This is a genomic window from Azospirillum sp. OGB3, from assembly GCF_014192915.1.
Classification (GTDB): Bacteria; Pseudomonadota; Alphaproteobacteria; order Azospirillales; family Azospirillaceae; genus Azospirillum.
Genome location: NZ_JACHYN010000005.1, coordinates 271,170 through 293,442, shown reverse-complemented (window position 1 = coordinate 293,442; position 22,273 = coordinate 271,170). Strand labels below are relative to the sequence as shown.

The window sequence follows — 22,273 nt, the reverse complement described above, 5'->3', positions numbered from 1 at the left end:
CATTTTCGTGTATGCAGCTCATGACGACGGTCAGTGGGGTCCCCCTCACCTTGATTTTGAAAAAAGTTGATACGAACCGGCTAGATGGACCGGATGATGACCAAGCCGGGAACGGGACGCAGCGTGCGCAAGGGAAGCGTGCGGAGAATGGCGTTCAGGGCGGCGTCCGGCCGGCTGATGTCCACGCTGCCGTCGAAGCGCAGGCCGGCGAGCGGGCGGTCCCACAGCACGATGCGGGCAGGGTGGTAGCGGTTGAGATCGGCGATCACCGCGTCGAGCGGTTGTCCCTGGAAAACCAGCCGGCCGTGCCGCCACGCGTTCTCAACCGCCACACCCTGGCTCAGCAGCGGGCCGGGACCGTCGGGGCCGTAGGACCGGCTTTGTCCGGCGGCGATGGGAAGGGAGGGTTCCATCCCGGTGGTCAGGCTGGCCGTTCCGGACTCCACCGCCACCACCACGGAGTCCAGGCAGCGGTGCACCACGAAGCTGGCGTCGGCGGTGGTGATCCGCCCGTCGGCGCAGGCGACGATGAAGGGACGCGCCGGGTCGGGAGCGGTGACGAAATGCGCCCGCCCTTCGGTCAAACGGACGCGCCGTTCCGCGGCGGTAAACGCGACCGACACCGCGCTGTCGGCGTCCAGGGTGAGGACCGAACCGTCGTCCAGCGCCACAGTCCGCCGCTCGCCGATCCCGGTCTTCAGGTCGCCCGGCCAGCCGGTCAGGACGACCACGCCGCCCAGCGCCGCGGCGCAGGCCGCTGCCCCGCCGACGGCGCCGAACGCCAGGAAACGGCGCCGCGTCGGCGCGGCCCGGCGGTCCTTGCGCGGATCGGGCACCCGGTCCAGATCGCCCCACAGCCCTGCCAGCCGGTCGTATTCGCGGCGGTGGGCCGGATCCTGCGCCAGCCAGGCATGAAAGGCCCGGCGGTCCGCCGCGTCGGCGTCGCCGGACTCCAGGCGCACGAACCACGCCAGGGCCGCGTCCCGCGGGTCGTCCGGTAAGGCCGGTTGGTCGCGCTCGCGCTCCATCACAGCGCCAGCCGGTCGCGGCAATGGGCCAAGGCTTTCATGACATGCTTCTCCACCATGCTGCGCGAGATGCCGAGGCGGGCGGCGATGTCGGCATGGCTCAAGCCGTCAAATTTGTGAAGCAGAAACACCTCCCGGCAGCGCGGAGGCAGTTCGTCCAGCGCCCGGCTCAGCCGCTCGAGCCGCTGCTTGTGCTCCAGCGTCGTCTCGGCGTCCGGCTCGTCCAACGGACGGTCGAGCCCCAGTTCCGCCGGGGCGAAACGGCGCCCCCGACGCGCTTCCGCGCGCATCCGGTCCAGCGCGATGTTGTCGGCCATGCGGTACAGGTAGGAACGGGGATTGTCGATCTCCGGCAGCGCGGTCAGGCTGCGCAGGCGCAGGTAGGTGTCCTGCACGACGTCCTCGGCCAGGCACAGCGACCCCAGGCGCCGGGCCAGATGGCCCGTCACCTCCTCATAATGGTCGAGCAGCAGACCCAGCAGGGATGACCGGTCTCGTTCAGCCATGACCTCGGCAACACCCGTTCCCAGAACCGTGAAGGCCACTCCTAACCATGAATGCGAATCATTCGCAATCGATAGATCGACCGGAGAAAAAATCTTTGCCATGAGGGGGTGAGGGGGTGGCGGTCTGGGAACGTCCTGTAGTCGGGAGAGGCGCGCGTCGAGTTCGGCCTTGAGGTTGGGCCTTGGGACGCGACCTGAGTGTCCTCTGCGAACACCCCCTCTGTCAGGGCATCGGTCCGGTTGCCCGGTGACGCTCCAACAACTCCAGCGTGGCCCTGTCCATTCGGCCTTCGGTGTGGCGGGCGAGCGCTTCCCGGTAGGGAGTGGCGGCCTCTTCCGCGGCCAAGGCGAACAGCGTCATGGAGGAGTGGAACTTCATGTCGTCCGGAGACCCGAAGATCGCAGGAAGCGTTTGCCCCTGGATCGCCAGAACGGCCCGGGTCGCTTTTTCCAGTCGCGGGCCAAGAGATGGATGCGCCAGATAAGCCCGCGCCTCTTCGAGGGAGGCGATGCCGTAGAACTCCGCGGTCGTCGAGCGGCCAAGGCCGCGCAGCTGCGGGAAAACGAACCACATCCAATGGCTGCGCTTGCGCCCGCCCTGAAGTTCTTCCAGCACGGTTGCGAACACCGGGTCCTGTGCGTTCACGAACCGCTGAAGATCGAACGGGTCCTTGCGCTGCATTCCACCCTCCTGGCCCGAAGCATCGGCACGGTTGCCGTTTGGCTGTCTCGCCGTCGCGCGGTCACCGATCGCTCTTTTACGACAACAGGGCAATCCTCCCCGATGTCTCCGTTCGTGCCCCCTCGACCGTAGCCGGGTGGTAAATAAGAATGCGACTTGTTCGCAATTGCCTTTTGCCCTATAGGTCAGGCGGCTCGGGGAAGGATTCCGGGGACTGTTCAATCCGGTGGCTGGGAGGCCGATCCATGCCGTTCCATCCCAGAATGCAAAGCAGCACGGAAGGGTTCACCATCCTCGGTGACCTCCAGTGGCGCGCCTGGAACGGGATGATTGCCGACCTCTGGAACGTCGCCTGCGACCGGAATGGCCAGGGCGAATATGTGTCCGAGGCCCCGCGGCTGGTGGTGGTCCTCGATCAGGTGGGGGAGGGCGGATTGCACGTCACCGCCTCACCCGGACGCGGCGAGGCCGGCCGGCTCAGCCGGCGCGAGCCGCTGAGCTATGTGCCCGCCGGCCTGCGGGTGTGGTCGCGCACGGTGAACCTCCGCCGACTCACCCATCTCGACCTCCATTTCGACATGTCCGTGCTGGGGGGCCGCTTCGTGGACGGGCTGGACGTCCGGGGCATGGAGCGGCCACGGCTGAATTTCGCGGATGACCGGCTGTTCGCGCTGGCCCGCCTGATCGCGGCGGAATGCCGGACCTCGGCGAACCTGCACGACCTCTACGGCGAGAGCCTGATGGCCGCGCTGTTCGTCGGCCTCGCGCAGGCGGAACCCGTCGCCGACCGCAAGCGGGGGCAACTGCCGCCGCGCCAGTTGAGGCGCGTCACCGACTACATCGAGGAGCATTGCAGCCGTCCCATCCGCCTGCAGGAACTGGCGGAGCTGACCGGCTTGTCCACCACCCATTTCTGCACCGCCTTCAAGGCTTCGACCGGCCTGCCGCCCCACAAATGGCAGATGCGGGTTCGCGTCGAACGGGCCAAGAGCCTTCTGACCGGATCGGACATGACGCTGGCCGCCGCCGCAGTGATGGCGGGTTTCTCCGATCAGGCGCACCTGACGCGCGTCTTCCGTCAGATCGTCGGCACCACCCCCGCCGCGTGGCTGCGCAACCAGACCGGCTGAGCCGGGACATCGCCCGACGCATCCTGGGACCGACGAATGCCGGAAGATCGTCCAACCCATCCAAAGACCGTTCAATCGCCCCGCTTCATGCACATGCTAATCATTCGCAACAACGAGGGCGCTTCGGGACCCGCCGGTCCGAAGGCGTTCCGCGGATGCCGCATACAGTCCGAGGCCGATTGCGATGAGTGATATTTCCAACAAGCGACTGATCCGCTTCCTTTTGAGCAGCACGGCGCTCGCCGCCCTTCTGGTGCCGGCGCTCGCCCAGGCGCAGGACGCCACCGCCCCGGCGGTCCTGGCCCCCGTGACCGTCGAGGGCAGCCGGGCCGCCGACACCGCGACCAGCCCGGTCCGCGGCTATGTGCCCGGCCGCTCGGCCACCGGGTCCAAGACCGACATCCCGCTGGAGGCGGTCCCGCAATCCGTCTCGGTGATCGGGCGCGAGGAGATGGACGACCGCGGCGCGCAGAAGGTCGACGAGGCGCTGCGCTACACCCCCGGCGTCTTCAGCCAGCCCTTCGGCTCGGACAGCGACACCGACTGGATCTTCATCCGCGGCTTCCAGGCGACGCAGACCGGCATCTACCAGGACGGGCTCCAGCTCTACAGCTACGGCTTCGGCAGCCAGTTCGTGGACAGCTACACGCTGGAGCGGATCGAGGTGCTGCGCGGCGCCTCCTCCGTCCTCTACGGTGGCAGCAACCCCGGCGGCCTGGTGAATTACGTCACCAAGCGGCCAAGCGACACGCCGGTGCGCTCGGTCGAGGCGGGGATCAACCAGCACGGCACCGCCCATCTCGGCGTGGACATCGGCGGCGTCATCGACCCGACGCTGAGCTACCGGCTGACCGGGCGGATCGCCGGCGGCGACAGCTACACCGACTTCGCGGACGGTTTCCGCGGCACCATCTCGCCGAGCGTCAAGTGGTCGCCGAACGACCGCAGCACGCTGACGGTGCTGAGCAACTACACCGACATCGACGAGACGCACAACGGCGGCGCCTTCCTGCCCTATGTCGGCACGGTGAAGCCGGCCTCCTTCGGGCGCATCGACCGCAAGGCCAACTTCACCGAGCCGGACATCGACACCTTCCGGCGCCGTCAGGCCTCCATCGGCTACGAGTTCGAACACCGCTTCGACAACGACCTGACCTTCCGCCAGAACGCCCGCTACGGCTACAGCCGGGTCCATGAGGTCACGGTCTATCCCTTCGGCTACAACGGCTTCTCGGCGGTGCCGACCGACCCGGACAACCTTCTGTCGCGCATCAATTTCGAGCACACGACCAAGGTCAACACCTTCCTGATCGACAACCAGCTCGAATCCAAGTGGCAGACCGGGCCGGTCGCCCATACGGCGCTGGTCGGCGTCGATTACAAGTACTTCAAGATGGATCAGGTGCAGGCGTCCGGCTCCGCCACGCCGATCAGCGCCACCAACCCGGTCTACGGCGCCGCTCAGGGCCAGCGCTTCTCCTACATCGACCAGGAGCTGACGATGGGTCAGCTCGGCGTCTATCTGCAGGACCAGATGCGCTTCGGACAGGGCTTCCTGGTGACGCTGAACGGGCGCTACGACATCGCCTCGACCGACGCCGACGGCACGCCCGCCTACGACGGCAAGGACGGGAAGTTCAGCGGGCGCGCCGGTCTGGCCTACGAGTTCGCCAACGGCCTCACGCCCTATGTCAGCGCCTCGACCTTCTTCAACCCGGTGCTGGGATCGTCGGCGGTCGCCGGCGTGTTCAAGCCGGAGACCGGCCAGCAGTACGAGGTCGGCGTCAAGTACCGCCCGGCCTGGATGGACGCCATCTTCACCGCGGCGCTGTTCGACCTGACGCGCACAAACGTGGTGACCGGTCCGTTCAACGCCGAGACGCAGCTGGGCGAGGTCAATTCGCGCGGCATCGAGCTTGAGGCCAAGGCCAACATCACGCCGAACCTGAAGGCGGTCGCCTCCTTCACCGCGCTCGACCTCGACATCAAGAAGGACGCCAACCCGGCGCTGATCGGCAAGACCCCCTATATCGTGCCGCAGGTCCAGGGCTCGGCCTTCCTCGACTACACCTTCCGGGAAAACGCGCTGGACGGCGTGTCGGTGGGCGGCGGCGTGCGCTACGTCGGCTCGTCCTGGGCCGACAACGAGAACACGCTGAAGGTCCCCGCCGCCACCGTCTTCGACGCGCGGATCGGCTACAAGCCCGCCGCCTGGGGCGTGAATCTCGCCGTCACCAACCTGTTCGACAAGGAGTATGTGGCGAGCTGCCAGACCCAGTTTTCCTGCGGCTACGCCGAGGGGCGGACGGCTCTGCTGACCGTCAACATGACGTGGTGACGTGAACCCCCTCTCCCGCCCCGGGAGAGGGTCTCCAATAGGAACATCCAGAAAGACCGATGACCAGCCCGGACCAGACCCAACCCCTCTACGACCTCGCGGGCGTGAGCTTCTCCGTTGCCGGACGGGCGATCCTGTCCGGCCTCTCGCTGCGGCTGGAGCAGGGGCGGATCTATGGGCTGGTCGGCCCCAACGGGTCGGGCAAGAGCACGCTGATCCGCCTGCTGGCCCGCCAGCAGCCGCCGGGCGGTGGAAGCATCCGCTGCCTGGGAACGGATCTGGCGCGGATCGGCGACCGCGACTTCGCGCGCACCGTCGCCTACATGCCGCAATTCACCCCGCCGGCCGAGGGCATGACGGTGCGGGAGCTGGTGGCGCTCGGCCGCTTTCCCTGGCACGGCGCGCTCGGCCGCTTCGGGGCGGAGGACGCCGCCAAGGTGGCGGAGGCCATCGCCGAAACCCACCTGGACGCTTTCGCCGACCGGCTGGTCGACAGCCTGTCGGGCGGCGAGCGGCAGCGCGTCTGGCTGGCCATGATGCTGGCGCAGGACACGCGCGGCCTGCTGCTCGACGAGCCGACCTCGGCGCTGGACATCGCCAGCCAGGTGGAGCTGCTGGGGCTGGTGCGCCGGCTGAGCCGGGCGCGCGGCATCGGCGCGGTCATCGTGCTTCACGACATCAACATGGCGGCCAGCGTCTGCGACGAGATCCTGGCGATGCGCAACGGCGCGCTGATCGCCCAGGGCACGCCGGACGCCATCATGACCGGCGAGACGTTGGGGGCCATCTACCGCCTTGCCATGACGACCGTCCCGCACCCGGTGACCGGCAAGCCGATCGGTTGCGTGCTGTGACGGGACGCGCCACGTTCACCCGCCGCCGCGCGCTGGGGCTGGCCGCCGGAGCGGTGCTGCTGCCCCGCCTCGGGCACGCCGCGTCCGGGCGGCGGGTCGCCGCCATCGACTGGGCGGGGCTGGAGACGGCGCTGGCGCTCGGCATCGTGCCGGTCGCCGCGACCGAGCTGATCCAGTTCCGCAAGACCGTCGTCGAGCCGGAGGTCCCGGACCCGGTGATCGACCTCGGCCTGCGCGGCACGCCGAACTACGAGGCGCTGACGCTGGCCGAGCCGGACCTCATCCTCACCTCCAATTACTACGAGGGGCAGCGGGCCAGCCTGGAGCGGGTGGCGGAAACGCTGTCGCTGCCGATCTACCTCCCGGGCGAGCCGCCTTACACGCGCGCCGCCGAAGCGGCGCTGGCGCTGGGCCGCGCGCTGGGCCGGGAGGCGGAGGCCCGCGCCTTCGTCGCCGGGGCCGACGCGGAGATCGCCCGGCTGGGCGACTCCCTGCACGGCGTCGTCCGCCGTCCGGTGCTGGCGATCAATTTCGGCGACGCCCGCCATGTCCGCGCCTTCGGCGACGACAGCATGTTCGGCGCGGTTCTCCAGCGGTTGGGGCTGCGCAACGCCTGGGCCTCGCACTCCAGCTACAGCGCCGCGGCACCGCTGGGGATCGAGGCGCTGGCCCGCATGCCGGACGCCGTCACCGTCGTCGTTCCGCCGCTGCCGCCCGACGTGGTGCGGGGGCTGGACGACAGCGCCCTGTGGCAGGCCCTGCCGATGGTTCGGGAGCGGCGGGTGAGCGTGATCGAGCCGGTCAACCATTTCGGCGGGCTTCCGGCGGCCCTGCGCTTCGCCCGCCTCGTCACCGCCGCCCTGCTGCGGCCGGAGACCGTCCGTCATGGCTGAGCGCGTGGGACTCAACCGAATCCTGCTGTGGAGCGGGCTGGCGCTGGCCGCCGCCGCGCTGTCCGCTTGGCAGGTCGCCGGGCACGCCGCGGCGCCATCCATGCCCTTGCCGCCGGACGCCGCGTGGCTGGACGGCGTCATCCTCTATCACTCCGTGCTGCCGCGGATCGCGGTGGCGCTGGTTGCTGGGGCGGCGCTCGGCCTGTCGGGGCTGCTGCTCCAGCGCGTGCTGCGCAACCCGCTGGCCGAGCCCTCGACGCTCGGCGTGTCGGCGGGCGCCCAGCTCGCTTTGACGCTGGGGATGCTCTACGCCCCGGCGCTGATGGACGGCGCACGGGAGGGGGTGGCGCTGGCCGGCGGGCTGGCGGCGGTCGGGCTGATCCTCGCCATGACGTGGCGGCGCGGGCTGGAGCCGGTGGCCGTCGTGCTGGCCGGCATGATGGTCGCCCTGACCGCGACGATGGGCAGCGCCGCGCTGATTCTCGCCAACGGCGAATACCTCTTCTCCATCTTCATCTGGGGCGGCGGCGCGCTGGCCCAGCAGAGCTGGGGGCCGACGCTGACCATCGCCGTCCGGCTGGCGATCGGCGTCGGGGCCGCCTTTCTGCTGATGCGCCCGCTGGCCATCCTGGGGTTGGACGACGCCAGCGCTCGCAGCCTGGGCGTCGCCCTCAACGCCACGCGCTTCGGCGTCATCGGGGTCGCGGTCTGGCTGGCGGCCAGCGTGACGGCGGAGGTCGGGGTGATCGGCTTCGTCGGGCTGGCCGCACCCGCCCTGGCGCATCTCAGCGGCGCGCGGACCCAGGGCCAGAGGCTGGTCGCCGCACCGCTGATCGGCGCGCTGCTGCTCTGGCTGACCGACGGGCTGGTGCAGCTTCTGGCCGGCGTGGACGGGGAGCGGGTGCCGACCGGAGCGGCGACGGCGCTGCTCGGCGGCCCGCTGCTGCTGTGGCTGCTGCCGCGCCTGCGCATGTTCGAATGGCCGTCGCTGAACAGCCGTCCCGCGCCGTCGCGCCGCAGCCCGCACCCCCACCGGCTGATCGCCCTGTTCGCCGTCCTCGGCGCCGTTGCCGTGGGCCTCGCGCTCACGGTCGGCACCGGGCCGGGCGGCTGGACGCTGTCCACTGGCCCGCTGCTTGACACGCTGCTGGGCTGGCGCGGCCCCCGCGTGGCGGTCGCGGCGGCGGCGGGGGCGATGCTGGCCGCCGCCGGAATGCTGTTGCAGCGGGTCACCGCCAATCCGCTGGCCAGCCCGGAGATCCTCGGCGTCGGCACCGGGGCGGGGGTCGGGCTGACCGCCGCGCTGTTCCTCGTCGCGGCACCCGGCTTCGGCGTGCAGCTTGCCGCGTCGGCGGCGGGGGCGGTGCTGACGCTGGCCGCCATGCTGGCCCTGTCGCTGCGCGCCGGCTTCGGTCCGGAGCGGCTTTTGCTGGCTGGGATCGCCATGAGCGCCCTGTGCAGCGCCGTCCTGACCGCGGTCATCGCCACCGGCACGCCGCAGGCCTTTGCCCTGCTGCGCTGGCTGAGCGGATCGACCAACGAGGCCGGTCCGGGCGACGCTTGGTTCTGCGCCGGTGTGGCGCTGCTTCTGCTGGCAACCCTGCCGCTGGCCGCCAAGTGGCTGGAGATCCTGCCGCTGGGCGACGTGACGGCGCGGTCCGTCGGGTTGCCGGTGCGGCGTTGCCGCGCCCTGCTGGTGCTGCTGGCCGGGCTGCTGACCGCGGCGGCGGCGCTGTTTGTCGGGCCGCTGAGCTTCATCGGGCTGATCGCCCCGCACCTCGCCCGGCTGGCCGGGCTGGGCCGTCCGCTCCAGCAGGGGATCGGGGCCGTTCTGATCGGCGCCGGGCTGATGGTGGTGTCGGACTGGCTGGCCCGAACCGTCGCCTTCCCCTATCAATTGCCGCTGGGCCTGTTCGCCGCGCTGCTCGCCGGCCCCTATCTGGTCTGGCTGCTCGGCCGGTCCAACGCCCGCACTCCGTGAACCGTTCCATTCGCCCTTTTGCCGTTCCGCAATGAGAAGAGCCATGCTTCGCCGCTTCCTCTCCTACTACCGCCCTTTCACCGGCCTGCTGGTGCTCGACATCGTGTGCGCCATCCTGTCGGGCCTGCTGGAGCTGGGGTTCCCGATGGCCGTGCGCGCCTTCGTAGACCAGCTTCTGCCGACCCAGGACTGGCCGCTGATCGTCGCCGCCACGGTGGCGCTGCTGGCGATCTACATGGCGAACGGCGGGCTGATGGCCATCGTGACCTACTGGGGCCACATGCTCGGCGTGAACATCGAAACGGAGATGCGCCGCAAGAGCTTCGACCATCTGCAGAAGCTCTCCTTCAGCTTCTACGACAACAACAAGACGGGCCATCTCGTCGGGCGGGTCACCCGCGACCTGGACGAGATCGGCGAGGTGGCGCACCACGGCCCCGAGGATCTGCTGATCGCGGTGATGACCTTCGTCGGCGCCTTCACCCTCATGGCCGTCGTGCATTTGCCGCTGGCGCTGATCACCGCGGCGATCGTCCCGGTGATCGCCTTCGTGACCAGCCGCTACGGCGGGCGGATGACGAAGAACTGGCAGGCGCTCTATTCCCGCGTCGGCGACTTCAACGTCCGCATCGAGGAGAATGTCGGCGGCATGCGCGTGGTCCAGGCCTTCACCAACGAGGACCACGAGCGCAAGCTGTTCGCCGAGGACAACGACCGTTACCGCACCACCAAGCTCGCCGCCTACAAGATCATGGCGGCCTCGACGACGCTCAGCTACATGAGCATGCGGCTGATCCTGATCGTCGTCATGCTGACCGGCGCCCATTTCGTGCTGGTGGGCGAGCTGACCCAGGGCGGATTCTTCGCCTTCCTGCTGCTGGTCAACACCTTCTTCCGCCCGATCGAGAAGATCAACGCGGTCATCGAGACCTACCCCCGCGGCATCGCCGGCTTCCGCCGCTACACCCAGCTGCTCGACACCCAGCCGGACATCGCCGCCGCGCCCGGCGCCGTGGCGGCCCCGGCGCTGAAGGGCGACATCCGCTACGAGGGCGTGTCCTTCGGCTACGACCCGGCGCGACCGGTGCTGAAGGGCGTCGACCTGTCGATCAGGGCCGGCTCGACCGTCGCCTTCGTCGGCCCCTCGGGTGCCGGCAAGACGACGATCTGCTCGCTGCTGCCGCGCTTCTACGAGGTCATGGCGGGGCGCATCACCATCGACGGGCTGGACATCCGCGCCATGACGCTGGCCTCGCTGCGCCGGCAGATCGGCATCGTCCAGCAGGACGTCTTCCTGTTCGGCGGCACGATCCGCGAGAACATCGCCTACGGCCGTCTCGGCGCCGGCGACGCGGAGATCATGGAGGCGGCGCGGCGGGCTCATCTCGACGGGCTGATCGGCTCGCTGCCGGAGGGGTTGGACACCGTCATCGGGGAGCGCGGCGTGAAGCTGTCCGGCGGGCAGAAGCAGCGCCTGACCATCGCCCGCATGTTCCTGAAGAACCCGCCGATCCTGATCCTCGACGAGGCGACCTCCGCGCTCGACACCCAGACCGAGCGGGAAATCCAGAAATCGCTGATGGAGCTGGCGGAGGGGCGGACCACCCTGGTCATCGCCCACCGCCTGGCGACCATCCGCAACGCCGACGAGGTTTATGTCGTCGGCACCGAGGGCGGGCTTCAGCGCATCACCCACGAGGAGCTTGCGGCGCGCGGCTGATCGCGCGGTGTTCCCGGACGGCCGGCGGACTTGAGGCGGGTTCAGGCGAACTGCGGCGTCCGGCGCATCTCATCGAGGCGGCGGGACAGCTGCTCGGCGAATTTTGCGGCGGCGACCGGCAGGGTGCGGCCCTTCTGCTGCCCCAGCACCAGCGGGCCATGGGCGAGATCGACGTCGCTCAAGGGAATCACCGAAAGGCCCGGCTCCAGGGTCGGCGAGGGCGCCCCGATCTCGATCTGGAAGGTCACCACCTGGCTCATGCGGGCGAGGTTGCGCAGCATTTCGAAGGAGTTCGATTCCAGCTCGACCGACAGCTTCGTCGAGCTGACCGCCAGCACCTTGTCCAGGATGTTGCGGGTCCCGAAACTGGCGTCCGGCAGGGCGATCGGGTAGGGCGCGCAGTCCCGCAGGCGCAGGCTCGGCCGCCCCGCCAGAGGATGGTCGGCGGCCATGATGGCGACGACCCGTTGGCCGAGCGTCATCAACGGCTGGAATTCCGCCGTCCGGCGCGGGCTGAAGATGATGGCGATGTCGGCCTCGAAGTCGGCGAGCATCTTCAGCGCCGTGCCTTGGTCGACCACCAGGATTTCGAAGCTGACCAGCGGGAAGCTCTCGCGGAAGGACGAGATTTCCTCCGCCAGGAAGGAGCTGACCAGCGCCTGGCTGCAGGCGATCCGCACCTGGCCGCGCCGCATGCCTGACAGGTCCTCGATCTGCGACCGCACGCGCTCCAGGTCGGCGGACTGGGCGCGCACCCAGCGGATGAAGCTCTCGCCGGCCGCCGTCAGGCGGATGCCCTGGGCCGACCGCTCGAAGATGGTCGCCCCCAGATCCTCCTCGACATCCTGGATGCGCCGCTGCAGGGCGGAGGGCGTGATGTTCAGATGCTCCGCCGCCTTGCGCAGGGACCCGAACCGGGCCGCCTCGTCCACGTAGCGCCAAATCCGCATGTGCCGCATGCCGGCCGATCCCCCGGTGTATACTTTTCGTCATCACCCTAACAGAAAATCAGCGTTTGAGGTGCTGTTCGTGGCCGCATAGCCTCCCCTTGTCTCCAGGAAGCGCCATGCCGGACCGGCGGGGGCGACGGACTTCCTGTCACACCTTACGGGAGTTGACGGCCTCATGGACAAGCGGTTGCACACCTGGTCCGCGGCGTTGGCGGGCGTTCTCCTCAGCGTGGCCGGCGGCTCCACCGCCGCGATGGCCGAGACCCCGGTCAAGCTGGTGCTGAACTGGAAGTATCAGGGTCCCCAGGCGCTGATCCTGCTGGCCGAGGACAACGGCTACTTCAAGGCGGAGGGGCTGAAGGTCACCATCGACCAGGGCGAGGGCTCCGGCGCGTCGATCACCAAGGTGGCGACCGGCTCCTACGACGTCGGCTTCGGGGACATCAATTCCCTGATCACGCTCGCCGCCAAATCGCCGGACGAAGCGCCGATCGCCGTCTACATGATGTACAACACGCCACCCTTCACCGTCGCCGTGAAGGCCGACGGGCCGATCCGCACGCCCAAGGACCTGGAGGGCAAGACCATCGGCAGCCCGGCCAGCGACGGCGCACTGAAGCTGTTTCCCGCCTTCGCCACCATGGCCGGGATCGATGCCGGCAAGGTGACGCTGACCAACATGCAGGCGAACCTGCGCGAGCAGATGCTGATGCGCGGCCAGGTGGACGGCGTGCTCGGCTACGTCAACACCATCACCTTCGGTGCCAAGGCCGCCGGGATGAATCCCGACAAGGACTTCCGCTTCATCAAGTACGGCGACTACGGCATGGATCTCTACTCCAACGCCATCGTCGTCTCGCGCGCCTTCGCGAAGGAGAACGGCGAGGCGGTGAGGGGCCTGCTGCGCGCCATCAACCGCGCCACCAAGGACATGATCGCCGACCCCGCGAAGTCGGTGGGCTCGGTGATGAAGCGCGAACCCCTGCTGAACGAGGCGGTCGAGATCGAGCGCACCGAGGCCACCATCCGGCAGGAGATGAACCATCCCGAGATCGCGCGGATCGGCCTGGGCGACGTGGACCCGGAGCGCTTCCAGCGTTCCATCGAGATCGTGGTCAAGGCGAACGGGCTGGAGCGGACGCCGAAGGCGTCGGAGGTCTTCACCGACGCCTATCTGCCGCCCCGCGCCGACCGGCCGAGCCAAGTCGCCCCGTAACACCGCCCCAACAGCAAGACGACGAGCAACGACGATGAATCTGGAACTGAAGGGGCGGGTCGTCCTGATCACCGGCCCGGCGAAGGGCATGGGCGAGGCGGTGACGATGGCCTTCGCCGACGAGGGCTGCCGCTTGGCGCTGGTCGGGCGCGACACCTCGGCCATCGAACCCGTCGCGGCGCGGGTGCGCGCCGCGGGCGGCGAGGCCATCGTCATCCCCTGCGACATCACCGACGAGCGGCAGTGCCAGGGCGCGGCGGAGCGCACGCTGGCGGCCTTCGGCCGCATCGACGTGCTCGTCAACGTCGCCGGGGGCTCCGGTCCCATCGGCAAGACGGGATGGGAGACCAGCCAGGAGGAGTTCGACCAGATCGTCACCCTCAACATGACCGGGTGCTTCAACACCATGCGCGCCGTCATGCCGACCTTCGCCGCCCAGCGCTACGGCAAGATCGTCAACGTCGGCGGCACCTTCGGGATGCGCGGGCGGGCGGGCCGGATGGCCTATTCGGCGTCCAAGTGGGGCTTGCGCGGCATCACCAAGTCCTTCGCGCTGGAGGCCGGCCCCTTCAACGTCAACGTCAACTGCGTCGCCCCCGGCATGGTCGAAGGGCCGCGTTTCCGCGGCAAGGTCGTGCCGGAGATGGCCCGCCGCCTGGGCATCAGCGAAGAGGCCGCGGCGGAGCGCCACGCCGCCGACTACGCCCTGCGCCGCGTCTCCACGGGCGAGGACGTGGCCAACGCCTGCCTGTTCCTGGCGAGCGACGCCTCGCGGCAGATCACCGGCGTGGACCTTCCGGTCGACGGCGGATGGGCGGCGCTGTGACCGCGCCCCCGGAGGGTCCGAAGACGGAAGGGCACACCATGTTCCTGCAGAACGCCACACCGGCCGAAACGGCCGAGCTGACCACCCCGACCGGCCTCAAGCCGTCGGGCGGGGCGCGGCCCATCATCGAGTTCGAGCGCGTCACGGTCTCCTACGGGCGGGACGCCGCGGCGACCCAGGCGCTCGCCGAAAGCACCTTCCGCATCGACCACGGCGACTTCATCGCCCTGGTCGGCCCCTCCGGCTGCGGCAAATCCACGATCCTGAAGCTGGTGGGCGGGCTGTTGAAGGCCTCAGGCGGCCATGTGTTCGTCGCCCGGCGTGAGGTCGGGGCGGAGGACGTGCGCATCGGCATGGCCTTCCAGAATCCGACGCTGCTGCCCTGGCTCAGCATCCGCGACAACGTGATGCTGCCGCTGAAGATCGCGCGGCCCTTCCGCGAGGAGTGGCGGCAGAAGCGCAAGACCGAGTACCGCGACCGCGCCGACGCCCTGCTCGCCAAGGTCGGGCTTCAGGATTTCGCCAACAAGTTCCCCTGGCAGCTCTCCGGCGGGATGCAGCAGCGCGCCTCGCTGTGCCGCGCCCTGATCCACGACCCGACGCTGCTCCTGCTCGACGAGCCCTTCGGCGCGCTGGACCAGTTCACGCGCGAGGAGCTGTGGGCGACCCTGCAGACCCTGTGGATGGAGCGCCGGCCGACCGTTCTCCTGGTCACGCACGATCTGCGGGAAAGCGCCTTCCTGGCCAACCGCATCATGGTGATGAGCGCGCGTCCCGGCCGCATCCTGGTGGACGAACAGGTGGACTTCCCGCGGCCGCGCACGCTGGACACCACTTATCAGCCGGAATTCACCAGCCTGACGCACACGCTGCGCAGCCTCATCGTCGCCGCGCGGAGCGGCGCAGGAGCGCCGTCATGAGAGCCGTGAACCGCGAAAAACTCGCCTCCGCCGCCCTGATCGTCGGCGTCTTCGTCCTGTGGGAGGTCTCCTGCCTCGTCTTCGGCATCAGCGAGATCATCCTGCCGCGGCCCAGCCAGATCATCGCCACGCTGATCGACCGCTGGCCGGCGCTGATGCCGCACGCGGTGCAGACGCTCTACACCACGCTGGTCGGCTTCGCACTGGGCGTCGGGGCCGGGGTGGTGATCGGGTTGCTGATCGGTTCCTCCCGCCTCGCCTACAACGTCGCCTTCCCGCTGCTGGTCGGCTTTTCCTCCATCCCCAAGGTGGCGGTGGTGCCGATCTTCGTCCTGTGGTTCGGGTCGGGCACGGTGCCGGCGGTGCTGACCTCGGCGATCATCTGCGTCTTCCCGGTGGTGGTGAACATGGCGACCGGCCTCGCCACGACCGAGCCGGAACTGGAGGACGTGCTGCGCACCCTGAAGGCGTCGAAGCGCGACATCCTGCTGAACGTCGGGCTGCCCCGCGCCATGCCCTATTTCTTCGCCTCGCTGAAGGTGGCCGTCACCCTGTCCTTCGTCGGGACGGTGATTTCGGAGACGGTGGCCTCCAACCGCGGCGTCGGCAACATGATGCTGATCGCCTCCTCCAACTTCAACGTCCCGCTGGTCTTCGCCGGCCTGTTCATCCTGGCCGGGCTGGGCGTCGCCCTCTACGTGATCTTCTCGCTGATCGAGCGCCGCGTGACCGGCTGGGCCAACCGCAAGACGGAGTTCGCGGGTGGGTGACCGGACCCGCATCCACCTCCTCGGCCCCAAAATCCTCGGTATGGAGACAGGCATGTTCACCATCACCCGCCGCGCCGCGCTTCTGGCCGGGCTCGGCCTCTCCCTGGCCCTTCCCTTCGCCCCGGCCGTTGCGCAGGAGCGCACGCCGATCCGCTTCACGCTGGACTGGAAGTATCAGGGCATCCACGCCTGGTACTTCGTCGCCCAGGAGAAGGGCTACTTCCGCGAGGAAGGGCTGGACGTCACCATCGACCAGGGCGAAGGCTCTTCCGCCACCGTCACGCGCATCATGTCGGGCGCCTACGACGCCGGTTTCGGGGACATCAACGCGGTGATCCAGCAGGCAGCCCAGAAGCCCGCCGAGGCGCCGGTGATGGTCTACCACATCTACAACAAGCCGCCCTTCGCGGTGCTGACCAAGGCGGACAGCGGCATCACCGGCCTGAAGGACCTCGTCGGCAAGAAGGTCGGCGGTCCGGCCGGCAGCGCCGCCACCCGTCTGCTGCCCGCCCTGCTGGAGCGCAACGGCCTGGACCCGTCCGGCGTCGAGGTGCTGAACATGCAGCCCAACCTGCAGGAGCAGATGCTGATCCGTGGCGAGGTCGCCGCCTCGCTGGTCTTCAACGTCACCAGCTACGTCAACCTGATCCAGCAGGGGCAGAATCCCGACACCGGCTTCCGCTGGATCAGCTACGCCGACCACGGCCTCGACCTCTATTCCAACGGTGTGATGGTGTCCCAGGCGCTGGCGCGCGACAAGCCGCAGGCGGTGAAGGGGCTGGTGCGCGCCATCAACCGCGCCGTCCTGGACGTGATGGCCGACCCGGCCGCCGCCGTGAAGACTCTGGTCAAGGTCGAGCCGTTGATCGACGCCGGCAGCGAGCAGCGCCGCTTGCGGTTCGCCTTCGACGCCATGATGATCACCCCGGAGTCGCGTGAGATCGGGCTGGGCGACCTGTCGGACGACCGGCTGGCGCGCTCCATCGACGTGATGGCCGCGGCCTACAAGCTGCCGAACCAGCCGGCGCCCGGCCGGATCTTCGACCGTTCCTTCCTGCCGCCCCAGACGGAGCGGCGAATCGTTCCCACCGCCGGATGAGGTTGCCATGACGGTCCGTTCCATCGCCTGCACCGCCCTGCTCGATGGGCCCGGCTACACGCCGCGGGGGCCGGGGCGGCTGACGCTCCGCGACGGACGGATCGCGACGGTGGAGGCGCTGGGTGGGGGTGAGGAGGCCGCGGAGCCGCTGTTCGCCCTGCCGGCGCCGGTCAACGCGCACGACCACGGGCGGCCGGTCCGCTCCAGCTCCTTCGGGGCGGGGGGCAAGCCGCTGGAGGTCTGGCTGCACTATCTGGCGCTGCTGCCGGCGGTCGATCCCTATCTGGCCGCCGCCGCGTCGCTGGGGCGCAGCGCGCTCGGCGGCGCCGGGGCGGTCATGGTCCATTACACCCGCACCCAGGGGCTGACCGCCTTGCCGGAGGAAGCGGCGGAGGTCGCCCGCGCCGCCCGCGACGTGGGGCTGCGGATCGCCTTCGCGGTGGCGCTGAAGGACCGCAACCCGCTGGTCTATGGCCCGTCCGAGGAGCTGCTGGCCCTGCTGCCGGAGGAGGCGCGGCGGGAATTCGCCCGCCGCACCGCCGCGCCGCCGCCATCCCCCGCCGAGCAGACCCGGCTGGTCGAGGAGGTGGCCGCCGCCGCGGCGGGCGAACTGGTCGACGTGCAGTACGGCCCGACCGGCGTGCAGTGGTGCTCGCCGGAGCTGTTGCAGACGGTGGCCGACGCCTCCGCCCGCACGGGACGGCGCGTCCACATGCATTGCCTGGAGACGCGGTACCAGCGCGAGTGGGCGGACCGCGCGTTTCCCGACGGCCTGTTTCCGTATCTGAAGCGGATCGGCCTGCTGTCGCCGCGCCTCACGCTCGCCCACTGCACCTGGATCAGGCCGGAGGAGATGGATATCCTCGCCGAAACGGGCGTGACCGTGTCGGTGAACACCGGCTCCAACCTCGGCCTGCGGTCCGGCATCGCGCCGCTGGCGGAGATGGTGTCGCGGGGCTGCCGGGTGGCGCTCGGCCTTGATGGGCTTGCCTTGAACGAGGACGACGACGCGCTGGGCGAGATGCGGCTCGCCAACGCGCTGCACCGCGGCTGGGGCTTCGACGGCGCGGTGGAGGAGGCGCAGATGCTGCGCATCGCGCTGGCCAACGGGCGCGCGTCGGTCACCGGACGGGAGGAGGGCGGGGTCATCGCCCCCGGCCAGCCGGCCGACCTGCTGCTGCTCGACGCCGGCGCGCTCGATTCCGACCAGCTGCTCGACGGTTTGTGCCTGCGCGACCTGCTGTTCGCCCGCGCCGGTGCCGGCCACATCGCCGAGCTTGTGGTGGCCGGGCGGACCGTCGTGCGGCGGGGCCAGGTGACGGGCATCGACCATCCGGCGGTGCAGGCCGAGCTTCTGGCCCGGCTGCGCCACGGAATGGACGGCAGCGCCGCGCTCCAGGCCGCCCTGCCGGCGCTGGAGGACGCCATGCGGCGCTACTACGTCGCCGCCCCCTGCTGCTGACCAACCTTTTTCTTCGGAACCCTTCCATGCCGCTCGACCTCGCCCCGACCCCCGAATGCGTGCATTGGGGCTTCTTCGACGGAACGCTGCCGCCGGTCGCCGAGATCGCCAGCGGCGACGTCGTGACGATCCACACCGTCAGCGGCGGGACGGAAGATCTGCCGCCGGATGGGCGCGGCATGACCGTCCGGCCCGAGCACCGGCGCATCGCCGCCGCCGTAGAGCCGGGGCCGGGACCGCACATCATGACCGGGCCGATCGCCGTCCGAGGGGCGGAGCCGGGGGACGCGCTGCGGGTGGAGATCCTGGAGGTGTCGCTGCGCGACGACTGGGGTTTCAACCTGATCCGCCCCGGCGCCGGGGCGCTGCCCGATCTGGTGCCCGATCTGGCGCCAGGGGGGGGCCGTATTCATCTGCCCATCGACCGCGCGCGCGGCGTGATCCGGATGCCCTGGGGGCTGAAGATTCCGGCCCGCCCCTTCTTCGGCGTCATCGGGACGGCGCCGCCGCCGTCCGACGGGCGGCTGACGTCCATCGTGCCCGGCGCCTTCGGCGGCAACATCGACAACAAGGAGTTGACGGCGGGCGCGGTGCTTCACCTGCCGGTGTGGACCGCGGGCGCGCTTCTGTCCGTCGGTGACGGCCACGCCGCGCAGGGCGATGGCGAGGTCTGCCTGACCGCGGTCGAGACCGGCCTGACCGGGCGCTTGCGCATTGAACTCGTGAAGGGGGCTGGTCTGGCCGGCCCGTGGGCGGAGACGGCGGACCACGTCATCACCATGGGCTTCGACCCCGACCTCGACGAGGCGGCGCGGATTGCGCTCCGCGCCATGATCGCGCTGATTTCCCGCCGCACCGGCCTGTCCGCCGAGGACGCCTACCGCCTGTGCAGCGTCGCCGCCGATTTGCGGGTGACGCAGCTGGTGAACCGGCACAAGGGCATCCACGCCCTGCTTCCGCGCTGGGCGCTGAAAGGCGCGTCCTGAGACGGCCGGCGCGCCCTCTCCCCGCCGGAGGAGGAGAGGGCGGGGCGGTCAGCGCAGGGCGATCTCGAAGTCCTTGGCCCCTTCCCACAGGACCAGGCGGCCCAGTTCCGGCAGGTTTTCCAGCCCCGACGTCAGGGTGATGACGTGGTTGCCGGCGAGCTGGCCGACCTTGCTGGAGAAGCTGACGCCACCGTAGGCCAGCAGGATTTCCGTCTCGCTGAGGCCGCCGGGATACAGGATGATCTGCCCCGGCGCCGGATGGCTGGTGTGGTTCTCGTAGGGGACGGCGAAGTCCGTCTCCCCGAGCGGCACCCACACGCCCTCGCCGCTCCAGCGGACATGGACGATGCGGCTGCGGAAGGGAAGCCGCGCGCGGAGCGCGGCAACCGTCTTCGGCGCCCCGTCCGTCTCGAAGCGCGCTTCGAAACGGAAGGAGCCGGCGGTGATGAGGAGGTCGCTCACGGCCGGCGTCCCCGTCACGCCGTGGGCGTTGCGGCGGTGACCGCCGCGATGGTCTTGTGGGTGTTGCGCGGTTCGGCCGGCGGCATGCGCTGGATGGTGTGGACGGAGCGGCCGTGGCCCCTCATGGTCTCGACCAGGGCGCCGTCGCGCACCACGAAGGCCCCGCGGACCAGCGTGTGCTTGAGCTTTCCCTTCACCGTGCGCCCGTGCCAGGGGGAGATGCGCGACAGCGAGTGCAGCTTGAAGTCGTCGATCACCCACTCCTCGGACAGGTCGAAGAGCGCGAGGTCGGCGTCGGCGCCGGGCAGGATGGCGCCCTTCTGCGGGTAGAGGCCGAAGCTCTTGGCCGGGGCTTCCGAACTGGCGCGGACATAGTCGCGGATGTCCATGCGGCCTTCCGCGACGGCGGTCAGCATCAGCGGCATCTGGGTCTCGATGCCGGGGAAGCCGCAGTCGCAGTTCCAGATCACCGAGCGGGTCTTCTCCTCCGGCGTGTGGGGCGCGTGGTCGGTGGCGATCATGTCGATCGTGCCGTCCTTCAGGGCGTTCCACAGCGGCTCGTGGCAGTCGGCCTCGCGCACCGGCGGGTTGACGCGGATGACGCCCTTGCAGCGCGCGTAATCGTCGGTGCTCAGCATCAGGTAGTGCGGGCCGGTCTCGCCGGTGATGTCCACCCCGCGGGCCTTCGCCTCGGCGAGCGGCCGGAGTTCCTCCTTGGAGGAGATGTGCAGGATGTGGATGCGCGCACCGGTCCATTCGGCCAGGGTCGCGGCGCGCTCCACCGCCTCCACCGCCACGACGGCCGGACGGGAGTCGAGGTGGGCGAGCGGATCGTTGCGGCCGGCCTCACGCAGGCGCTTCTCCCGCCGCTCCATGATGGTGTTGGTTTCGGCGTGCAGGCTGACGCGCTTACCGGTCGGCGCGACGCGCTCGAACAGTTCGAGCATGGCACCGGTGTCCGGCGACGGGATGCGCCCGAAGGTGTTGCCCATGTAGAGCTTGAAGCCGATGACGCCGCCTTCGGCCAGCGCTTCGACGTGGTCGAGCGACTCCTCGCCCAGCACCGCGTAGAGGCCGTAATCGACGTAGGCCTTCTCGTCCGCGATGGCGTGCTTGGCGGCCAGGATCTCCGGCGTGGCCACGGTCGGGATGGTGTTGGGCATGTCGAAGACGGTGGTCACGCCGCCGAACGCCGCGGCGCTGGTGCCGCTGGCCCAGTCCTCCTTGTGGGTGTAGCCGGGATCGCGGAAATGCACATGGACGTCGATGCCGCCGGGCAGGATGGCGAGGCCGGTCGCGTCCAGCGTTTCGGCCGCGGGCGGCATCGTCTCCGGCGCGCCGATGGCGGCGATCCTGCCGTTGCTGATGGCGATGCTGGCCGGGAAACGCGCCGCGGAGGTGACGATTTCACCCCCGTGAATCACGAGATCGGCGATCGAATCGGTGCCTGCCACCGGATGTTCCTTCATCATTCAAGCCCGCAATGTGGTGTGGAGCGGTCACGTCGCGTCGTGGACTGGTGGCAGGCTAGGCAGCGTCGCGATTCACCTCAAACGCCAATTTCCGGCAAGGGTGTCGACAAAAAGTACAAGCCCACAGGCGCCCTGGGGGCGTGACGCCGCCCGCGCCGCCGCCTATGCCGCCATGGGATGTCTTTCCGGGTGGCTTGTCAGGACAGCGCCTTTTGCAGCTCCTCCTTGCTCATGCGGGAGCGGCCGGGCAGGTTCTGCTGCCGGGCTTTCTCGTAGAGGGCGGCGCGGGTCCATTCCCCACCCTCGTGGTGCCGGAAGGGTGCGGTCTTGCGGGCCACGTCGTCCGGCTGCCTGGAGAACTGCTTGCCCTTCTTCGTGTCGGCGCGTTTCTTGTCGCTGGTGCGCTGGTAGTCGGCCTTGGACAGATGCTGGCGGGCTTGCCGGGGCAGGTAGCGTTCCCCGGTTTCCGCGCTCGGCTTGCCGGAGCGGGTGCCCCACTCCTCCTCGGTCCATTGCTTCAGGCTGTTGTCGGTGCTCTTCGGCCCTTCGTAGCCGCCGCCGCACCGCTTGTACTCCTGGACGGCCAACTGGGCCTTGCGGGCCGACCACTGGCCGGGCTCGCCGCCTTTGTCGCCTTGCTGAATGCTTGCCTTGACCTTTTCCCACAAACCGGGGTCGGAGCGCTCGGCGCGCGATGCCATGGTGGCCTCCTGGCTGTGACTCAGTGCAGGAACAGGTCGGCGGGGGAGTGGTGCCGTGCAGAGGAGCGATTCCGTGGTTCCGCAGCCATGCCGCGCCATCCTCTCTCGCTTCGCCTCGCCAATTTTGCGAACGGATTCGGTGACTCTCCCCCTTTTTATGGATTAGCGGTTGCAACCTTCGCGTCCTGTGGAACTTTGCCGATCCATGCAACCATCCGGGCTCCGGGGACGGGAACGGAGACGGTCATGACGGCGGTTGGAACAGGAAGGGCTGCAT

20 protein-coding genes are annotated in these 22,273 nt (G+C 69.5%); 13 read left to right on the top strand and 7 right to left on the bottom strand.

The window, feature by feature from the left end:
* Positions 1–80: 80 nt before the first annotated feature.
* The 3 genes from FHW79_RS13560 to FHW79_RS13550 form a co-directional block, all read right to left on the bottom strand.
* Positions 81–1,028 carry a FecR domain-containing protein gene (locus FHW79_RS13560; protein ID WP_183179409.1) on the bottom strand — a complete coding sequence of 316 codons (948 nt, stop codon included), beginning with the start codon at positions 1,026–1,028 and terminating at the stop codon, positions 81–83.
* Positions 1,028–1,534: a sigma-70 family RNA polymerase sigma factor gene (locus FHW79_RS13555; protein WP_183179408.1), complete on the bottom strand. Its 507-nt coding sequence runs from the start codon at positions 1,532–1,534 to the stop codon at positions 1,028–1,030. Before FHW79_RS13555 ends, FHW79_RS13560 begins: the two co-directional genes overlap by 1 nt.
* A 223-nt stretch (positions 1,535–1,757) precedes the next feature.
* A complete protein-coding gene (locus FHW79_RS13550) occupies positions 1,758–2,216 on the bottom strand; it encodes a DUF1810 domain-containing protein (protein WP_183179407.1) in 459 nt (152 codons plus the stop codon).
* Between the two features lie 245 nt (positions 2,217–2,461).
* Between FHW79_RS13550 and FHW79_RS13545 the strand changes: the two genes are divergently transcribed.
* The 6 genes from FHW79_RS13545 to FHW79_RS13520 all read left to right on the top strand — a co-directional run bounded on the left by FHW79_RS13545 (position 2,462) and on the right by FHW79_RS13520 (position 11,132).
* Positions 2,462–3,346 (top strand): AraC family transcriptional regulator, encoded by an 885-nt coding sequence (locus FHW79_RS13545; RefSeq protein WP_183179406.1) that lies wholly within the window; start codon positions 2,462–2,464, stop codon positions 3,344–3,346.
* 184 nt (positions 3,347–3,530) lie between these two features.
* A complete protein-coding gene (locus FHW79_RS13540) occupies positions 3,531–5,684 on the top strand; it encodes a TonB-dependent siderophore receptor (RefSeq protein WP_183179405.1) in 2,154 nt (717 codons plus the stop codon).
* A 59-nt stretch (positions 5,685–5,743) separates the two neighbouring features.
* Entirely contained in the window at positions 5,744–6,538 is a 795-nt protein-coding gene (locus FHW79_RS13535; protein ID WP_183179404.1) for an ATP-binding cassette domain-containing protein, read from the top strand.
* The gene (locus FHW79_RS13530; RefSeq protein WP_183179403.1) at positions 6,535–7,431 is read left to right on the top strand and encodes an ABC transporter substrate-binding protein; all 897 of its coding nucleotides are present in this window, start codon (positions 6,535–6,537) and stop codon (positions 7,429–7,431) included. Before FHW79_RS13535 ends, FHW79_RS13530 begins: the two co-directional genes overlap by 4 nt.
* Positions 7,424–9,412, top strand: a complete 1,989-nt coding sequence (gene fhuB, locus FHW79_RS13525; RefSeq protein WP_183179402.1) for a Fe(3+)-hydroxamate ABC transporter permease FhuB — start codon at positions 7,424–7,426, stop codon at positions 9,410–9,412. Before FHW79_RS13530 ends, fhuB begins: the two co-directional genes overlap by 8 nt.
* Positions 9,413–9,455: 43 nt before the next feature.
* Positions 9,456–11,132: an ABC transporter ATP-binding protein gene (locus FHW79_RS13520; protein ID WP_183179401.1), complete on the top strand. Its 1,677-nt coding sequence runs from the start codon at positions 9,456–9,458 to the stop codon at positions 11,130–11,132.
* Positions 11,133–11,173: 41 nt separating this feature from the next.
* Here FHW79_RS13520 and FHW79_RS13515 read toward each other — a convergent pair whose 3' ends face one another.
* The gene (locus FHW79_RS13515; RefSeq protein ID WP_183179400.1) at positions 11,174–12,091 is read right to left on the bottom strand and encodes a LysR family transcriptional regulator; all 918 of its coding nucleotides are present in this window, start codon (positions 12,089–12,091) and stop codon (positions 11,174–11,176) included.
* A 166-nt stretch (positions 12,092–12,257) separates the two neighbouring features.
* On the opposite strand from FHW79_RS13515, the gene FHW79_RS13510 reads away from it, so the two are divergent.
* The 7 genes from FHW79_RS13510 to FHW79_RS13480 are packed head-to-tail and all read left to right on the top strand — an operon-like array spanning position 12,258 to position 19,361.
* Positions 12,258–13,298: an ABC transporter substrate-binding protein gene (locus FHW79_RS13510; protein WP_183179399.1), complete on the top strand. Its 1,041-nt coding sequence runs from the start codon at positions 12,258–12,260 to the stop codon at positions 13,296–13,298.
* Positions 13,299–13,332: 34 nt separating this feature from the next.
* On the top strand, positions 13,333–14,124 hold the full coding sequence (locus FHW79_RS13505; RefSeq protein ID WP_183179398.1) for an SDR family NAD(P)-dependent oxidoreductase: 792 nt from the start codon (positions 13,333–13,335) through the stop codon (positions 14,122–14,124).
* Between the two features lie 38 nt (positions 14,125–14,162).
* On the top strand, positions 14,163–15,044 hold the full coding sequence (locus FHW79_RS13500) for an ABC transporter ATP-binding protein (RefSeq protein WP_183179397.1): 882 nt from the start codon (positions 14,163–14,165) through the stop codon (positions 15,042–15,044).
* Entirely contained in the window at positions 15,041–15,814 is a 774-nt protein-coding gene (locus FHW79_RS13495; RefSeq protein ID WP_040137649.1) for an ABC transporter permease, read from the top strand. Before FHW79_RS13500 ends, FHW79_RS13495 begins: the two co-directional genes overlap by 4 nt.
* 52 nt (positions 15,815–15,866) lie before the next feature.
* Positions 15,867–16,913, top strand: coding sequence for an ABC transporter substrate-binding protein (locus tag FHW79_RS13490; protein ID WP_211108264.1), 1,047 nt, complete (start codon positions 15,867–15,869; stop codon positions 16,911–16,913).
* A 7-nt stretch (positions 16,914–16,920) separates the two neighbouring features.
* A complete protein-coding gene (locus FHW79_RS13485; RefSeq protein ID WP_183179396.1) occupies positions 16,921–18,375 on the top strand; it encodes an amidohydrolase family protein in 1,455 nt (484 codons plus the stop codon).
* Between the two features lie 26 nt (positions 18,376–18,401).
* Entirely contained in the window at positions 18,402–19,361 is a 960-nt protein-coding gene (locus FHW79_RS13480; RefSeq protein WP_183179395.1) for an acetamidase/formamidase family protein, read from the top strand.
* Positions 19,362–19,409: 48 nt separating this feature from the next.
* Here the strand turns inward: FHW79_RS13480 and FHW79_RS13475 are convergent, their stop codons facing one another.
* The 3 genes from FHW79_RS13475 to FHW79_RS13465 all read right to left on the bottom strand — a co-directional run bounded on the left by FHW79_RS13475 (position 19,410) and on the right by FHW79_RS13465 (position 21,996).
* Entirely contained in the window at positions 19,410–19,823 is a 414-nt protein-coding gene (locus FHW79_RS13475; RefSeq protein WP_183179394.1) for a DUF3830 family protein, read from the bottom strand.
* A 14-nt stretch (positions 19,824–19,837) separates the two neighbouring features.
* Entirely contained in the window at positions 19,838–21,277 is a 1,440-nt protein-coding gene (locus FHW79_RS13470; RefSeq protein WP_348984143.1) for a dihydroorotase family protein, read from the bottom strand.
* 215 nt (positions 21,278–21,492) lie between these two features.
* Positions 21,493–21,996, bottom strand: coding sequence for a hypothetical protein (locus tag FHW79_RS13465; protein ID WP_183179393.1), 504 nt, complete (start codon positions 21,994–21,996; stop codon positions 21,493–21,495).
* Positions 21,997–22,273: the final 277 nt, after the last annotated feature.

Bases quoted from the DNA above. Each gene is read 5' to 3' on its own strand.
- FHW79_RS13510 (WP_183179399.1), top strand. From the start codon at position 12,258: ATGGACAAGCGGTTGCACACCTGGTCCGCGGCGTTGGCGGGCGTTCTC.
- FHW79_RS13515 (WP_183179400.1), bottom strand. From the start codon at position 12,091: ATGCGGCACATGCGGATTTGGCGCTACGTGGACGAGGCGGCCCGGTTC.
- FHW79_RS13545 (WP_183179406.1), top strand. From the start codon at position 2,462: ATGCCGTTCCATCCCAGAATGCAAAGCAGCACGGAAGGGTTCACCATC.
- FHW79_RS13495 (WP_040137649.1), top strand. From the start codon at position 15,041: ATGAGAGCCGTGAACCGCGAAAAACTCGCCTCCGCCGCCCTGATCGTC.
- FHW79_RS13540 (WP_183179405.1), top strand. From the start codon at position 3,531: ATGAGTGATATTTCCAACAAGCGACTGATCCGCTTCCTTTTGAGCAGC.
- FHW79_RS13505 (WP_183179398.1), top strand. From the start codon at position 13,333: ATGAATCTGGAACTGAAGGGGCGGGTCGTCCTGATCACCGGCCCGGCG.
- FHW79_RS13535 (WP_183179404.1), top strand. From the start codon at position 5,744: ATGACCAGCCCGGACCAGACCCAACCCCTCTACGACCTCGCGGGCGTG.
- fhuB (WP_183179402.1), top strand. From the start codon at position 7,424: ATGGCTGAGCGCGTGGGACTCAACCGAATCCTGCTGTGGAGCGGGCTG.
- FHW79_RS13490 (WP_211108264.1), top strand. From the start codon at position 15,867: ATGTTCACCATCACCCGCCGCGCCGCGCTTCTGGCCGGGCTCGGCCTC.
- FHW79_RS13550 (WP_183179407.1), bottom strand. From the start codon at position 2,216: ATGCAGCGCAAGGACCCGTTCGATCTTCAGCGGTTCGTGAACGCACAG.
- FHW79_RS13560 (WP_183179409.1), bottom strand. From the start codon at position 1,028: ATGGAGCGCGAGCGCGACCAACCGGCCTTACCGGACGACCCGCGGGAC.
- FHW79_RS13555 (WP_183179408.1), bottom strand. From the start codon at position 1,534: ATGGCTGAACGAGACCGGTCATCCCTGCTGGGTCTGCTGCTCGACCAT.
- FHW79_RS13465 (WP_183179393.1), bottom strand. From the start codon at position 21,996: ATGGCATCGCGCGCCGAGCGCTCCGACCCCGGTTTGTGGGAAAAGGTC.
- FHW79_RS13520 (WP_183179401.1), top strand. From the start codon at position 9,456: ATGCTTCGCCGCTTCCTCTCCTACTACCGCCCTTTCACCGGCCTGCTG.
- FHW79_RS13480 (WP_183179395.1), top strand. From the start codon at position 18,402: ATGCCGCTCGACCTCGCCCCGACCCCCGAATGCGTGCATTGGGGCTTC.
- FHW79_RS13500 (WP_183179397.1), top strand. From the start codon at position 14,163: ATGTTCCTGCAGAACGCCACACCGGCCGAAACGGCCGAGCTGACCACC.
- FHW79_RS13485 (WP_183179396.1), top strand. From the start codon at position 16,921: ATGACGGTCCGTTCCATCGCCTGCACCGCCCTGCTCGATGGGCCCGGC.